Genomic DNA, 14,801 nt, shown 5'->3' with positions numbered 1-14,801 from the left:
CACGAGGCGAAGGCAGGTTAAACTGAAGGGGCTGACCCCGGAGGAGTTCCGGAACCAGCCCCTTGCGGCGTAGTTCTTATTTAAGCCGTCCAAGTTTTGGGGTGCAGTTCAAACACGGGACGGCCGCCGCTTGCGTTTTATCAAATGGTGCAATGGGGTCAGGTTCACATGCACCAAGTTGGTGCAAAGCAACCTGTCCCCATGCAACAAGGGGTTGACTAGAGCTCGCAGGCGACCTTGTAGCCATCGCCGATGGCGTCGCGAATGTTGCCGCACTTGTTGGCATCGCCCAGCACGTGAGTGGTAACGCCGGCTGCCGCCAGGTCGTCGGCCAGCTTGGTATTGGGACGATAGCCCATAGCAAGCACCAGCGTATCGGCACCGGCGATGGTGTGGACCTCGCCGTCCTTCTCGTAGCTGATAGTATCCTCGGTAATCTCGGTCACCTTGGCCTCGGTCAGCACGTGAACGCCCTTTGAGAGCATGCGCGTGATGAGCACCGCGCGACCGGCACCACCCTCGTTGGCGGCGAGCGTCTTGGTCATCTCGATGACGGTGACGTCGCGGTTGGCCGGCGACAGGTCGTTGACCAACGGGGCCAGGTAATCGGCCGTCTCGCAGCCAACGGTGCCGCCACCCACGATGACGATCTTCTTGCCCGGGAAAGCCTTGCCGCCCAACAGGTCGTCAGCCGTCATAACCTGCTTAAAGCCCTGCATGAAGGCCGGGGCGATAGGCTCGGCGCCATAGGCCAGGACGACCTCGTAGTCGGCGTAGTCACGCTGAATGTCCTCGGCAGTAAGTTCGGTGCCAAAGACGCACTTTACGCCGGCCTCGGCCAGGCGACGGTACTGATACTTGATCACGCGGGTGAGTTCCTGCTTTGCCGGCGGAACGGCTGCGATGCGCATCTCGCCGCCCGGCTCGTCCTGCTTATCCACGAGCACCACGTTATGACCGCGTTTGGCGGCAATGTAGGCTGCCTCCATACCCGCGGGACCGGCGCCCACAACCAGTACGTTCTTGGCCTCGGCGGCGGGCTCGTAGCCAGCCTCGTCGCGCTCAACATCGGGGTTGACGGTGCAGGAGATGCGTTTGCCAAACATAATGCCGTTCAGGCAGCGCAGGCAACCGATGCAGGGACGGATCTCGTCGGCGTTGCCAGCGGCTGCCTTGTTGCAGAACTCGGCATCGCACAGATTGGCGCGGCCCATCATACAGATGTCGGCCGCGCCGTCCTCGATCAGCTCCTCGGCGATCCAGGCCTCGTTAATGCGTCCGACGGTAGCGACGGGAATGTTGACGTGCTTTTTGATCTCGCGCGAGCAGGCGGCGTGCGAGGCCTGCTGGGTACCGGCGGCGGGAATCGCGGAGCCGCGCTTGATGGTGGTACCGCCCGACACGTGAATCATGTCGACGCCGGCCTTTTCCAGACGACGCGAGACGTAGATCATGTCGTTGAGGGTCAGGCCGCCATCGGTGTACTCATCGCCCGAAATGCGGACGTCGATGATAAAGTCCTTGCCGCAGCGCTCGCGAATCTCGGCGATGACCTCGAGCAGGAAGCGCATACGGGCGTCGAGCGAGCCGCCGTACTCGTCGGTACGCTTGTTGTAGAGCGGAGTCAAAAAGCCGCCGAGCATGCCGTGGGCATGCGCCGCGTGGACCTCGACGCCATCGACACCGGCCTTCTGCATACGCACGGCAGCGTCACCAAACTGATGCGTGAGCTCGTGAATCTCATCGACCGTGATAGGACGCGGTGCCTCGCGGGCATAGGACGGACCCACAAAGGACGGAGCGATCAGGCGCGGCGTGCCCGGAATGTTAAAGGCCATGTAGGCGGGGTGGAAGAGCTGCGGCATGATCTTGCAGCCATACTCGTGGACGGCCGCGGCGAGCTTTTCCCAGCCGGGGATAAACGTGTCGTCGTAGCAGCACATGTCACCCGGCAGATAGGTATAGGTGGGCTCGACCGTCACGACCTCGGTGATGATGAGGCCAACGCCGCCCTTGGCACGGGCACGGTAATGATCGACCAAGTCGTCGGTCACATAGCCGTGATCGGCCAGGTTGGTGGACACCGGCGGCATAAAGACGCGGTTCTTAACCTCGGTCGTACCGACCTTGATCGGGCTAAAGAGCATCGGGTAGGCACAGGACTCCATACAGGCTTCCTTTCGTTTAAGCCGCTCGGCGGCAGTTGCTGATGTACCTATCGTATCAGCGACCGCCGCATTCGCAGTCATACATGCCCAAGCGCCGTTCGACTAATGAATACCGCGGCCCAAGTCTTCGGCGATTTTGTCCACGCCCTTAAGTGCGGCGCACGTCTTTTTGTTGGAGCAATGTCCTGTGCAAACGCCACCCTGAGCACAGTCGGCACAGGTGCCCTTGCGGTAGATGCGCACGCATACCGCGACAAACGCAATACCGATAACAGCCAGAACAACAATATCGATAGGTGCCATAGCAAGCCTCCTCTAGTTAACCACCACTTACTTTACCCCATTTTCCACCTGCCAAAAAGGGACAGGTTTATTTTGGTCGGTTTTATCTGCGGAAACGCCACATCTCCCCCATTACGCCAAAAAGCCCGAGTGTCGCTGGGACACCCGGGCTCGTGGAAAGGGGCTAATCCTTATTCGGACTTAAGCGGAAACTGCGGCGGAAGCAGTGTTGGTCTCGTCCTCGTCGGTCCATGCATGCGCAGGGATAGGGCGAAAGATCTGGAAGAGCATCGCAACCAGCAGAACGATGGCCACAATCGTCCAGATACCAAACTGTCCCAACACAAACAGGTTGTAGAACTGGTTGATGAACAGGCCGATCACCCAAGCGAAGGCGCACTCGTAACCGATGGCAATCGCGGTCCACTTGCCGGAGTCCATCTGGTTGCGGATAGTGCCCATGGCGGCAAAGCACGGAGCGCACAGCAGGTTGAACGCACCAAAGGCAACGCAAGCGCCCATGGTGGGGAACATACCGGCAAACGCAGTCCACAGGCTCGGGTCGGTCTCGGCGGCGTCAGCCACGGACAGCAGCGAGCCGGCGGTGGCGACGACGTTCTCCTTAGCCACAAGGCCAGAGACAGTCAGCGCAGTTGCCTGCCAGGTGCTAAAGCCGAGCGGGGCGAAGATCCAAGCGACCAGGTTGCCGAGCATGGCAAGCACGGAGTAGTCCATAAACTCCTCGGGGATGCCGTCCATTGCAGGCAGGAAGCCAAAGGAACCGTTGTAGCTTCCAAAGTTGGAGAGGAACCAAACGACGACGGTGGATGCGAAGATGACCGTGCCGGCCTTCTTGATAAAGGCCCAGCAGCGCTCCCACACGTGCAGTGCCCAAGAGCGGATCGCCGGGAAGTGGTAGGCAGGAAGCTCCATAACGAACGGCGTCGGGCGACCGGCGAAGAGCTTGGTCTTCTTGAGCATAAGGCCCGAGGCGATGACGGCGAAGACGCCCAGGAAGTAGAAGAGCGGGCTGATCCACGCCGCGGTGGTGGAAGAATCACCGATGATGGAACCCATGAGCAGGGCGATGATCGGCAGCTTAGCGCCACAGGGAATAAACGTGGTGGTCATGACCGTCATGCGGCGGTCCTTCTCGTTCTCGATGGTCTTGGTGGCCATGACGCCGGGGACGCCGCAGCCCGAGGACACGAGCATGGGGATAAAGGACTTACCGGACAGGCCAAAGCGGCGGAACACGCGGTCCATGATGAAGGCGACGCGGGCCATATAGCCGCAGTCCTCCAGGAAGGACAGCATCACAAAGAGCAGGAGCATCTGCGGGACGAAGCCGAAGATAGCGCCCAAACCGCCGACGATGCCGTCACAAACCAGCGAATCGACCAGGCCGCCGTCTTCGGTGCCACCCGCCACAAGGGCATCGTGCACCACGGTGGTGATACCCGGGACATAGGGGCCGTACTGCGCCGGGTCAACCGAGTCGGCATCGTCGCCCGCAGCCTCGACGGCTGCATCGTAGGCGTCGCGGCCCTGACCGAGCACATACCAACCGTCGGTACCAAAGAGCTGGTCGTTGGTGAAGTCGGTCACCGTGCCACCTAAGGTGGAAACGGCGATGTAGTACACGCAGAACATGATGACCACAAAGATCGGCAGGCCCAGGATACGGTTGGTAACCACACGGTCGATCTTCTCGGAGGTGCTCATCTTGGCCGGAGCCTTGGTGAGGCACTCGTCGATGATGTGCGCGATGACGCCATAGCGCTCACCGGTGATGATGGACTCGGCGTCGTCATCACAGTCCTGCTCGCACTGGGCGACCAGCTCTTCCACGCGAGCGGCCTTCTCCTTGGTGAGGTTGATGAGCTTGCAGGCGTCCGCATCACGCTCGAACAGCTTAACCGCGTAGTAGCGACGCTTGTTGGCGGGAACGCTCGCCGGCAGGTTGTTTTCGATGTGGTCCAGAACGTCCTCGATGGAGGAATCGAACTTGTGCTCCGGCACCTGGCCCTTGGAAGCAGCGGACTTCTTAACCTGCTCGAACAGTTCCTTAATACCCTTGTTCTTAAGGGCCGAAATCATCATGACCGGACAGCCGAGCTTCTTGGAGAGCTTGTCCGTGTCGATCTTGTCGCCGTTCTTCTCGACCAAGTCGGCCATGTTAAGGGCAACGACCACGGGTAGGCCGGTCTCGATAACCTGAAGCGCCAGGTACAGGTTGCGCTCGAGGTTGGTGGCGTCGACCACCTGAACGACGACATCGGGCTCGCCGCTCATGAGGTAATCGCGTGAGCATTGCTCCTCGGGGCTGTAGGGGGAAAGCGAGTAGATGCCGGGGAGGTCCGTGATGGTAACGTTCTTGTCGCTTAGGAGCTTGGCCTCCTTTTTCTCAACCGTGACGCCGGGCCAGTTGCCAACGTAGCCGTTGGCGCCGGTGATCAGGTTGAAAAGCGTGGTCTTGCCGCAGTTGGGGTTACCCGCCAGCGCGACATGGATCTGAGAATCCGCCATTCAATCCTTCTTCCTTGTGCGCCCGCGCTGCTTTCTCCGCGCGGGCTGGATAATGTGCTTCAAAGTTGCTGCATTAAGTTAGAAAAATCTAACTTAATCTGCAGAAATATACGCCGTGGGCCCTTACTGGACCTCGACGACGGCCGCCTCCTCCTTGCGGATGGAAAGCTCGTAGCCGCGCACGTTGATCTCGACCGGATCGCCGAGCGGTGCAACCTTCACGACCTTGAACGAAGTGCCCTTGATGAGCCCCAGGTCCATAAGGTGGCGGCGAAGTGCGCCCTCACCGTGAAGCTTGACGATGGTAGAGCTCTCGCCCACCTTAACGTCACCCAACGTCTTCATCCTCTTATCCCCCTTTCGGATTTTATGAAATGCTGCAGATTAACCGACGGTCATGATGTGCATGGCAACCTTGGAATCGATGCCAAAGCGTGAGCCCAGCACCGTGACGATGATATTGGCGCCACTCGAGCTCACCACGTGGATCTCGCTGCCCTCGACAAAGCCGAGGTCCTTGAGACGGTGCTTTATGTCCTCATTGCCCTTTACACGAGACACGTGCACGGTTTCGCCCGCTTTTACCATCGAAAGCGGCATGGCCGGCATCTGCGGTCCGCAAGACATGAGTGAGCTCCTAACATCGGTTCGTCCTCAACATCGACGCGATAAAAGTTAACCGCGTCTATGTTCGAAATAGTAAACTAACACGCGGTTAACTTTTTGGAAAGGATCTCTATTCAGTTTTCGAAAAAGTTTCCCATATTAAACAAAGGCACCGCAAAGACGGTCTCTTTGCGGTGCCTTGTCATACCAATGTATGCAACAGAGGGGACTCCCCTTTTTCATATTGTTACACTTAGAGCGAGAGGTTTCTGATCGACGTGACACACGAGGCCTCATCCGCGCCCGAAACACGAAAGACAACGCTCTCGCCGCACTCACCATAGAGGGCCATGAGTCCCATGATATCGCGGCCATCCGTGTGGCGATCGCCGATGCTGACCGACACGTCACTACGATGCTTGGCGATAATGTCATAGAGAAGCGCAACCGGGCGGGCATGTAGTCCCAACGGATCTTTAATCGTCTTTGTAAACTCGACCATGTCCCCTCCCGCAGCATCGCACATTTGGCCGGCCAAACCCAGCCACGTGGTAGTTATTGTAGCGTTAGATGCTTGTCGAGAGCGGGACGGAAACCACATCCCACTTCGAGTGTCAACGATGGGACACAGTTTCCGCCAGAAGGCTCAACCGGAAACTGTGCCCCATTATTTTGCCGAATTCTGGGCCGCGCTTTCCCAGAGGACCCCCTTTGGGAAAGCGCGGCCCATTCTGGACGCAGATTCCGGGACGCACTTTCCGCGACGTCCGGTCACCCTATGCCCTCGCAACGCCCGCGCATAAAAAACGAAGGAAGGCACGCGTCCTTCCCTCGTTAGAGACAATAGGTAGCCGCTCGCCTACATCAAGCGCAGGCTGACGTCCTTGAGCTGGGCGCCGGAAACGGCACTCGGGGCGCCCGACATAAGGTCGGAGCCGCTGGCCGTCTTGGGGAACGCCATGACGTCGCGGATAGAATCGGAGCCAGTAAGCAGCATGCACACGCGGTCCAGACCCAGGGCAAAACCGCCCATCGGGGGCGCACCAAACTTGAGCGCCTCCATGAGGAAGCCAAACTGCGACTCGGCGCGCTCCTCGGTAAAGCCCAGGAGCTTGAGCATGGACATCTGCATCTCGGCGTTATGGATGCGCATGCCACCGCCGCCGGCCTCAAAACCATCCATGACAAAGTCGTAGGTGCAGGAACCGGCAGCCAACGGGTCGGCCTCGATCTTGGCGATGTCGGTCTCGGTCGGCAGAGTGAACGGCTGGTGCTCGGCTGCATAGGCCTTGCGGTCCTCATCCCAGTGGAACAGCGGGAAGTTGACGACCCACAGGAAGTCGTGACCCTCGCGTTTGATCTCGAGTGCGTTGGCCATGTGAGAGCGCATGCCGCCCAGGATCTCGTCAGAGAGCAGGCGCGGGCCGGCGGCGAACATCACGAGGTCGCCAGGCTCGACGTTCATGCGCTCGCGCAGAGCCGCCATCTCCTCGTCCGAGAAGAACTTGACGATGGGGCTGTTGATGGAGCCGTCCTCGCGGAAAGCGATCCAGGCCAGACCCTTGGCGCCAAACGTGGAGGCCACGCCGGCGAGCTTATCGATCTTGGCACGTGCCCAGGCACCGGCGCCCTTGGCGTTGATGGCCTTGACGACAGAGCCCTCCTCGTTTGCGGCAGTCGCAAAGACCTTGAACTTGGAGTTGGCAAAGATGTCGGTCAGATCGACCAGATGCATGCCATAGCGGGTATCGGGCTTGTCGGAGCCATAGGTGTCCATGGCCTCCCAGTAGTCCATGCGACGCAGCGGCGTGGGCATCTCGACACCCATGCGACCGAAAGCATCGGCCAGGACCTCTTCGAGTGCGCTCATGACGTCGTTCTGGTCCACGAAGGACATCTCGATATCGACCTGGGTGAACTCGGGCTGACGGTCGGCACGCAAGTCCTCGTCGCGGAAGCACTTGGCAACCTGGTAGTAGCGCTCGACGCCACCGACCATGAGCAGCTGCTTTAGGAGCTGCGGGGACTGCGGCAGGGCGTAGAAGTTACCCGGCTGAATACGGCTGGGAACGATGAAGTCGCGGGCGCCCTCGGGCGTAGACTTGAACAGGGAGGGTGTCTCGACCTCCATGAACTCACGGTTGTGAAGCGCCTCGCGAATGGCAAAGGTGAAGTCGGAGCGCAGCTTGAGGTTGGCCATCATCTCGGGACGACGGAGGTCCAGATAGCGATAGCGCAGACGGGTGTCCTCGCTGGTCTCGATGCCGTCCTCGATCTGGAACGGCGGAGTAACGGAGGTGTTGAGCACCTCGGCGTGGTCGGTCAGGACCTCGATCTCGCCGGTCGCGAGCTTGGCGTTGGTGGTTTCCTCGCCACGGGCGCGCACGACGCCGTGAATCTTGATGGGCCACTCGGGACGCATGGTCTCGGCGATCTTAAAGGCATCGCCGTCGGAGTGCTCGGGGTCGAAGGTAAGCTGCGTGATGCCCTCGCGGTCGCGAAGGTCGCAGAAGATAAGGCCGCCGTGGTCGCGGCGACGGCTCACCCAACCGGTGAGGGTGACCTCTTCGCCCACGTTCTCGCGGCGAAGCTCGCCGCAGGTACGGGTGTGCATGGAATGCTCGTCGATGGGACGGGTCTGGCTCATACCAGTGATCCTCCTTTATGGATCTGTGCCGCCCCGTGTCGTTCCGGGCGGCGTCGTACAGATTTGCCCAGCCTGCGTAAACCGCGCAGCCGGACATGGCGTTCTATCTTATCGCACCCGCGCCGATGTACCGCGAAAAAGTGGCTCCCGCTCAAAGACTTGACGGAGACGAAACAATTGGCGCGGCCTGGCCGTCGCCAAGGCGCGCCGCGTGCGACAATGTGCCTACAATACAACCGCACTCGGAAAGGCCCACCATGACTGCACGCCTCATCGTTATGGATATCGATTCCACGCTCATCAACCAGGAGGTCATCGACCTGTTGGGCGAGGAGGCAGGCGTGGGCGGGCAAGTTGCGCAGATCACCGAACGCGCCATGCGCGGCGAGCTCGACTTTAAGCAGGCGCTCGAGGAGCGCGTGGGGCTGCTTGCCGGCCTGGACGAGAGCGTTTTCGAGCGCACCTTTGAGCGCGTGACGTTTACCCCCGGCGCACTGGAGCTTGTGCGCTCGGCGCACAGCAAGGGCTGGAAGGTCGGCGTGGTAAGCGGCGGCTTCCACGAGGTCGCCGACAAGATCGTAGCTGCCGCGGGCATCGATTTTTGCCTGGCCAACCGCCTGGAGGTCGTAGACGGCAAGCTCACGGGCAAGCTGGCGGCAGACATTGTGACCAAGGAATCCAAGCTCATCCAGCTACTGGATTGGGCTGTTGAGTGCGGTGTCGATATGGCCCATACCGTGGCGATCGGCGACGGCGCCAACGACATCCCCATGATTCAGGCCGCGGGCACGGGCATCGCATTTTGCGCCAAGCCCAAGACGCGCGAAGCCGCCCCGTTTGCCATCGACGAGCGCAACCTGATGCTCGCCATGGATATCATCCTGCGTGACTAGCCGATCCATCTAACAACAGAATCAAATCCCCTATATCTAGTTTCCGAACAATTTTGTCTTAGTGTTCGGAAACATACCCTTTGAGTGCTAGACTTTGCGCCGTCGAAGGGAAGATATATGGATAAGCGAGATCTTGAGCAGTTACTGAGCGATGTTGCCGGCGGATCAGTCACCCCCGCCGACGCCCTTACGCGCATCCAAACGGCGCCAACCGCCGATCTGGGTTTTGCGCAGCTCGATCTTTCGCGCGGGGTGCGCCAGGGGGCCGGTGAGGTTGTCTACGGCGCCGGCAAAACCGCCGAGCAGATTGCAGCCATTATCAAAGCGCTGCGCGATGCCGGTCAGGAGCGCACCCTGGTTACGCGCCTGGATGCCGAAAAAGCAGCCCGTACCTCGGAGCTCCTCGACAACGGTATCGACCTGGGATATGTCCCGGACGCCCAGCTCGCCCTCGTGGGCGGCAAGCCCTCCCCTACCGGTAACGGACGCATCGTTGTCGCCTGCGCCGGCACGAGCGACTTGCCCGTCGCCGAGGAAGCCGCGTTGACGGCCGAGTTCTACGGCAACGAGGTCGACCGCCTCTACGACGTAGGCGTCGCCGGCCTGCACCGCTTGCTCGCGCATGCCGAGGAACTTGCCCAGGCACAGGTGGTCATCGCCATCGCCGGCATGGAGGGCGCGCTGGCGAGCGTTATCGGCGGTCTGGTAAGCTGTCCGGTCATCGCCGTTCCCACCAGCGTGGGCTACGGCGCGAGCTTTGGTGGCGTAGCCGCGCTGCTCGCCATGCTCAACTCCTGCGCCAGCGGCGTTTCGGTCGTCAATATCGACAATGGCTTTGGTGCCGCCTACCAGGCAAGTCTTATCAATCATCTGAGCGCCGGAACACCCTGCGCCCGTTAAGGAGCATTCCATGTCCAACCATCAGCATACGCTTATCATCGACGGCACCTCGGGCATCAGCGGCGATATGACCGTCGCGGCCCTGCTCGACCTGGGCGCCAGCGAGGAGCACCTGCGCGAACAGCTCGCCACACTTCCGGTCGGCGGCTTTGAGGTTGCCGTTACACGTGCAAACAAGCATGGCATCGACGCCTGCGACTTTGACGTTCAGCTGGCAGAGGAGCTCGAGAACCACGACCACGACATGGCCTGGCTCTTTGGCAACGAAGCAGCTGCCGAGCACACGCACGAGCATGAGCACCACCATCATGATCATGGCGAACACGAACACGAGCACCGCCACGAGCATGACCATGAGGCTCACGGCCATGGCCACGAGGACCATCACCACGCCCACCACCATCACCACCGTTCTTTGGCGGACGTCACCGCCATCATCGACGGCTCACAGCTAAGCGATGGTGCCAAGCGTCGCGCGCTCGCCATCTTTACCGCGCTCGCCGCCGCCGAGGCCAAAGCCCACGGCAAAACGCCCGACACCGTCATGTTCCACGAGGTGGGCGCCATCGACTCCATCGTTGACATTTGCTCGGTCGCCATCTGCCTCGACGACCTGGGCATTGAGGATGTTGTGGTCGAGTCGCTCTCCGAGGGCCACGGAACCATCCGCTGCGCCCACGGCCTCATGCCCATTCCCGTCCCCGCTGTCGTCAACCTGTGCCAGGCAGGCAATATCGCCCTCACGCCTGCACCGGTCGCCGGCGAGCTCGTGACGCCAACGGGCGCCGCCATCGTCACCGCGCTGCGCACGTCCGACCAACTGCCCTCACGCTACCACATCGAAGCCGTCGGCTACGGCGCCGGCAAACGCCCCTACGAGGGTTGCTCCGGCACGCTCCGCTGTCTGCTCGTTCACGCGGACGCATAGCCATGGATGCCCGCAAGGCAAAAAGCCGCGCTGCCATCGTTGCGGCGTTCTCCGAGCTCCTGCGCGAAGAGGACTACGGCAAGATTACCGTCGGCGACATCATCGCTCGCGCCCATGTAGGTCGGGCAACGTTCTACGGCCTCTTTAAGAGCAAAGATGACCTGCTCGCTGAGTTCGTGTGCGATATCTGCACCCATGCCCTCGACGATGACGGTACACCCCTCAATGACCCGCTCGTACAGGTCGAGCATATCCTCAACAACCTCTGGGATCGTCGTCAGGGCGTACGCGCCCTCGTAGCCGGCGCCGGCTCGCGCGTCTTCGCCGACTGTCTCCGCAAGACCATCATGTCGCGCGCAGCCGAAACCGTCCCTGTCGACCCCGCAGGCCCCGCCAGCACCATGGATCGCAACTTCCTCCTCCACCACATAGCCTCAAGCTTCGTAGCCACCGTCCAATGGTGGGCCTGGCACAACTTCCAAGCCCCAAAAGAGGACGTAGCCAAAGACTACCTCTCAGCCATAAAACCCCTCTTCAACTAAGTAAGAACCTCATCCCAAAGCATCGCCCCAACCCAAGGCGCCACGCATCCCAAAGATTCACTCACGCTTCAACGCCCCTACCAGCAACAAGCCCCTCCCATCCAAATTCAGATATATATGTTGAGTTGCTTGTTCGAACACAGCCAAGAATGCCCAGGGCTCGGTAGGGGTTAACTTTCCAACGCACTCCGCAGGACGCAAAAAGGCTCGCCGCACAAAGTGCGCAGCGAGCCTTTTTGCATGTCCGAGGACGCGTTGGAAAGTTAACCCCTACCGAGCCCGGACCTTATAGAGCCGTCCTTTGACTAGAACATGCCCAAGAAACCGTGCACAAACAGCGCGGCCAGAGCGGCACCGATAAACGGCGCGATGCCAGGAACGAGCAGGCCGTACTTCCAGTTGTTGTCAGCCTTGTTCTTGATCGGCAGCACCTGATAGGCCATGCGAGGACCAAGGTCGCGTGCCTGGTTCATGGCGAAGCCGGTGATGCCACCCATGCCCATGCCAACGGCCCAAACGATCAGGCCGACGCAGATAGCGAGCATCAGAACGTTCTCGCCGGCGCGGCTAGCGACAGCAAGGATGGCGCTGATGAACACAAAGGTGCAGATAGCCTCACAGAAGAAGTTGCGGGCATAGTTCGTGCCCTCGGTGGTGGGGTTGGTCGAGAAGATGTTGCGCTGGGCAATGGGGTCGACGACGCCCTCGGAAGCCTTGAACTCATCGGTATACATAAACCAAGCGATTACGGCGCCCACAAAGCCGCCGAGCATATCGGCAATCATGAAGGGGATGCAGCTGCTCCACGGCACCAGACCGACGATGCACTGGGCAAGCACCATAGCCGGGTTCATGCACACGGCGCCGCCAAAGACAAACAGGCAGACCGAGATGCCAAAAGACCAGGTGGTGATGGCAAACATGTGGCCGGAGCCCTGATACTTGGTGCCCTTAAGCACGGTATCGCAGTGTACGCCCACGCCAAAGATGATCATGAGGGCCGTTGCGCCGAATTCGCAGAGGAGTTTGGTAAGCATAAAACCTTATCTTTCTTGTCGGTTACAAACGATTCGTTTAGGCCGCGCGCTAGTGCTGAGCGACGACAACGCCCAGGCCATCGGGAATGACGGCTACCTTGGCATCGGCACCCTTCATTTCAAAGGCGAGCTTGAGCGCCTCCTCGAGGGTGTTGACCGGCGTCATATGCATATCCTTGAGCATCTGGTGATCGCACAGGTCGGTGACCATGATCACAGGGTGATGCGCCAAGATGCGGGCAAAAATCTGGCTCGTCCACTGGTCGGGCAGGGTCTCGTCCTTAGGACGGTCGATGCAGGCGCGCTCAAACTCTGCCGGATCGTTGTCGGCGATGTTGTGATAGAAGCCCTCGCCACCGTGACCATCGGCGCAACCGGCGACATCGATGATCACGCCGCCCTCGGGAAGTGTGGCCTCGGCAGCGCACATGCCCTTCACGGCCTGATAGACGTTCTGATCGAGCGGATAGCCACCGTTGGTGGTGATGGCAATCTCGCACTCGACGGGCTCAACGCCGGCAAGACTCTTCACGAACTCGCAGCCGGCCTCGTGCGCCTTGTGAATGTCGCCGGCAAAGGAGCCGATGACCTCGTGCTTGCCGTTGAGCACCACGTTGAGCACAAAGGCAAGGTGAGCCATCTCGGCAGCGGCAAACATGTCCTCGCTCACGTGGTTGTGGCACAGGTTGCCGGCGCGCGAATGGGAATCGTTCACAAACTGGCCGTTGTGGTTGTACATGATGGTCTTGTAGCTGGCGATGCCGGGCAGCACGGACTTGCGGCTGCCAGAAAAACCGGCAAAGAAGTGCGGCTCAATGAAGCCCTCGGCAAGCAGTAGATCGCAATCGGCGGCAATCTTGTTGATGATGCACTCGCCACCAGAAGGCAGGGTGCCAATCTTTTCCATCATGCTGTCGTCGGTCGCGACGTGCATGACAATTTCCTCGTTGGCAACGATCTCCTCGCCATACTTGTTGACGAGTTCCTCGTGCGTCGATGGACGATGCATACCCGTAGCAACCAGAATGCGAACGCGCGCCTCAGGCGCAGCGGAGTGGATGTGATGCAGCAGAATAGGCATCGTCACACGCGAGGGAACGGGGCGCGTATGGTCGGAGCTAATGATGACAATATCCTTCTTGCCAGCGCAAAGCTCCTCGAGCGAAGGCGATCCATAAGGGTTGGCAAGCGACTCCTCTACCAGCTCTTCCTGCGATTTTGCAGTCTTAAACTCGTTTTGGTGACCTTCCATCACACCCGCGAAGTTCTTATCCTCGAGCTCCAGATGCAATGTCTTGTGGTCAAACGGCAGTTCACATTCAAACAATGACGAGCGCCCTCTTCCTTTCAGCTGACACACTAGATAAACCGTTGGAAGGATACGCCGCTCACCGAAAAACGCCACCGTCCACCGAGTCGTTAACACAACGTTCATATTTGACCCACAACAAAACGGCCGCGATCCCAAGAGGGACCGCGGCCTCCTGTCAAAGAAGCTATGGGCAGGGTGGATTACGCAGCGCCGAGGCAAACATCAATCCTGTGGCATGCGCGTGTAAGCTATCTTGCATAAAAAGGTCAATATACTGCATAGAATGACGCATTGGGTTTCGAACCGCAACATGGTAGCCCCCTCCGGAGCGTGCATTTTTGCGAATATTCAGCATCGCAAGATAAGATTTTGGTGTCAAAAGTCTTTCAAAAGGTAGATCGTCCTCATGACTCGTCCCATCTGGATAACATGCGGCGAGAAACCAGCCATATATGAGCATCGCCAAGGCCCAATTGTCTTGCAAAATCATCAACAAAGGCAGCGAGGGCCGGCTATGGCCTTATGCATCGATCTTTGGCTGCTGAAAACTCCGTTTTTTGCACGTCGCCCCAGGCACCACCCTCACCCAGCGGCCTTCCGCCGAAGCTGGACATCGCAGGGCCCGCCATCAGTTTACTTTTAGGCACACTCCGCAGGACGCAAGAAGCCCTCGCCGCACTCCACGCTATGCGCGAAGCGCGCCATTCTTCTCCTCAGCTTTAATTCCAGAGGACCGAGGACGAAGGGGCCCGACGGGTTTCCCTCTGAATGCATTCCGCAGCACGAAGCCCTTTCCAAACGCGCGAAGCGCGCCATTATTCCCCCAGCAGTAATCCGCCGAAGACCGGACATCGCAGGGCCCGCCATCAGTTTACTTTTAGGCACACTCCGCAGGACGCAAGAAGCCCTCGCCGCACTCCACGCTATGCGCGAAGCGCGCCATTCTTCTCCTCAGCT

General features: G+C 59.8%; 14 protein-coding genes. 5 read left to right on the top strand and 9 right to left on the bottom strand.

Features of this window, described 5'->3' with window-relative positions; all coding sequences use genetic code 11:
- Window positions 1–73, top strand: a 73-nt coding sequence (locus ACTQWD_RS08275; RefSeq protein ID WP_441038702.1) for an IS3 family transposase, incomplete at its 5' end; no start/stop codon positions are given.
- 145 nt (window positions 74–218) lie between these two features.
- Here the strand turns inward: ACTQWD_RS08275 and ACTQWD_RS08270 are convergent.
- The 7 genes from ACTQWD_RS08270 to aspS form a co-directional block, all read right to left on the bottom strand.
- A complete protein-coding gene (locus ACTQWD_RS08270; RefSeq protein WP_441042498.1) occupies window positions 219–2,168 on the bottom strand; it encodes an NAD(P)/FAD-dependent oxidoreductase in 1,950 nt (649 codons plus the stop codon).
- Between the two features lie 102 nt (window positions 2,169–2,270).
- A complete protein-coding gene (locus ACTQWD_RS08265) occupies window positions 2,271–2,471 on the bottom strand; it encodes a hypothetical protein (protein ID WP_117634210.1) in 201 nt (66 codons plus the stop codon).
- 180 nt (window positions 2,472–2,651) lie between these two features.
- Complete coding sequence (gene feoB / locus ACTQWD_RS08260) at window positions 2,652–4,979, bottom strand: ferrous iron transporter B (protein WP_441559726.1); 2,328 nt, start codon at window positions 4,977–4,979, stop codon at window positions 2,652–2,654.
- 123 nt (window positions 4,980–5,102) lie between these two features.
- Window positions 5,103–5,324: a FeoA family protein gene (locus ACTQWD_RS08255; protein WP_006234774.1), complete on the bottom strand. Its 222-nt coding sequence runs from the start codon at window positions 5,322–5,324 to the stop codon at window positions 5,103–5,105.
- Between the two features lie 39 nt (window positions 5,325–5,363).
- Complete coding sequence (locus ACTQWD_RS08250) at window positions 5,364–5,606, bottom strand: FeoA family protein (RefSeq protein ID WP_427747574.1); 243 nt, start codon at window positions 5,604–5,606, stop codon at window positions 5,364–5,366.
- Between the two features lie 232 nt (window positions 5,607–5,838).
- A complete protein-coding gene (locus ACTQWD_RS08245; RefSeq protein ID WP_195838595.1) occupies window positions 5,839–6,087 on the bottom strand; it encodes an HPr family phosphocarrier protein in 249 nt (82 codons plus the stop codon).
- 357 nt (window positions 6,088–6,444) lie between these two features.
- Window positions 6,445–8,232 (bottom strand): aspartate--tRNA ligase, encoded by a 1,788-nt coding sequence (gene aspS / locus ACTQWD_RS08240; RefSeq protein ID WP_427729277.1) that lies wholly within the window; start codon window positions 8,230–8,232, stop codon window positions 6,445–6,447.
- Window positions 8,233–8,489: 257 nt separating this feature from the next.
- Between aspS and serB the strand changes: the two genes are divergently transcribed.
- From serB to ACTQWD_RS08220, 4 genes are all read left to right on the top strand, one after another.
- Window positions 8,490–9,125 (top strand): phosphoserine phosphatase SerB, encoded by a 636-nt coding sequence (serB, locus tag ACTQWD_RS08235; protein ID WP_441559725.1) that lies wholly within the window; start codon window positions 8,490–8,492, stop codon window positions 9,123–9,125.
- Between the two features lie 117 nt (window positions 9,126–9,242).
- Complete coding sequence (gene larB / locus ACTQWD_RS08230) at window positions 9,243–10,025, top strand: nickel pincer cofactor biosynthesis protein LarB (protein WP_441042501.1); 783 nt, start codon at window positions 9,243–9,245, stop codon at window positions 10,023–10,025.
- A 10-nt stretch (window positions 10,026–10,035) separates the two neighbouring features.
- The gene (locus tag ACTQWD_RS08225; RefSeq protein ID WP_441042502.1) at window positions 10,036–10,953 is read left to right on the top strand and encodes a LarC family nickel insertion protein; all 918 of its coding nucleotides are present in this window, start codon (window positions 10,036–10,038) and stop codon (window positions 10,951–10,953) included.
- 2 nt (window positions 10,954–10,955) lie between these two features.
- On the top strand, window positions 10,956–11,495 hold the full coding sequence (locus ACTQWD_RS08220) for a TetR/AcrR family transcriptional regulator (protein WP_441559724.1): 540 nt from the start codon (window positions 10,956–10,958) through the stop codon (window positions 11,493–11,495).
- Window positions 11,496–11,800: 305 nt separating this feature from the next.
- On the opposite strand, the gene larD is transcribed toward ACTQWD_RS08220, so the two are convergent.
- Together larD and larA are read right to left on the bottom strand one after the other, a co-directional pair.
- Window positions 11,801–12,532: a D/L-lactic acid transporter LarD gene (gene larD / locus ACTQWD_RS08215; RefSeq protein ID WP_441559723.1), complete on the bottom strand. Its 732-nt coding sequence runs from the start codon at window positions 12,530–12,532 to the stop codon at window positions 11,801–11,803.
- Window positions 12,533–12,581: 49 nt separating this feature from the next.
- Window positions 12,582–13,859: a nickel-dependent lactate racemase gene (larA, locus tag ACTQWD_RS08210; RefSeq protein WP_427748316.1), complete on the bottom strand. Its 1,278-nt coding sequence runs from the start codon at window positions 13,857–13,859 to the stop codon at window positions 12,582–12,584.
- Window positions 13,860–14,801 lie beyond the last annotated feature (942 nt).

It is taken from the genome of Collinsella sp. LCP19S3_B6, from assembly GCF_052121815.1.
GTDB lineage: Bacteria > Actinomycetota > Coriobacteriia > Coriobacteriales > Coriobacteriaceae > Collinsella.
The sequence above is the reverse complement of the archived record's forward strand: the minus strand, read 5'-3'. Positions and strand labels throughout refer to the sequence as shown.

Coding starts and splice junctions, on each gene's coding strand:
- ACTQWD_RS08270 (WP_441042498.1), bottom strand. CDS start 2,168: ATGGAGTCCTGTGCCTACCCGATGCTCTTTAGCCCGATCAAGGTCGGT.
- ACTQWD_RS08265 (WP_117634210.1), bottom strand. CDS start 2,471: ATGGCACCTATCGATATTGTTGTTCTGGCTGTTATCGGTATTGCGTTT.
- feoB (WP_441559726.1), bottom strand. CDS start 4,979: ATGGCGGATTCTCAGATCCATGTCGCGCTGGCGGGTAACCCCAACTGC.
- ACTQWD_RS08255 (WP_006234774.1), bottom strand. CDS start 5,324: ATGAAGACGTTGGGTGACGTTAAGGTGGGCGAGAGCTCTACCATCGTC.
- ACTQWD_RS08250 (WP_427747574.1), bottom strand. CDS start 5,606: ATGTCTTGCGGACCGCAGATGCCGGCCATGCCGCTTTCGATGGTAAAA.
- ACTQWD_RS08245 (WP_195838595.1), bottom strand. CDS start 6,087: ATGGTCGAGTTTACAAAGACGATTAAAGATCCGTTGGGACTACATGCC.
- aspS (WP_427729277.1), bottom strand. CDS start 8,232: ATGAGCCAGACCCGTCCCATCGACGAGCATTCCATGCACACCCGTACC.
- serB (WP_441559725.1), top strand. CDS start 8,490: ATGACTGCACGCCTCATCGTTATGGATATCGATTCCACGCTCATCAAC.
- larB (WP_441042501.1), top strand. CDS start 9,243: ATGGATAAGCGAGATCTTGAGCAGTTACTGAGCGATGTTGCCGGCGGA.
- ACTQWD_RS08225 (WP_441042502.1), top strand. CDS start 10,036: ATGTCCAACCATCAGCATACGCTTATCATCGACGGCACCTCGGGCATC.
- ACTQWD_RS08220 (WP_441559724.1), top strand. CDS start 10,956: ATGGATGCCCGCAAGGCAAAAAGCCGCGCTGCCATCGTTGCGGCGTTC.
- larD (WP_441559723.1), bottom strand. CDS start 12,532: ATGCTTACCAAACTCCTCTGCGAATTCGGCGCAACGGCCCTCATGATC.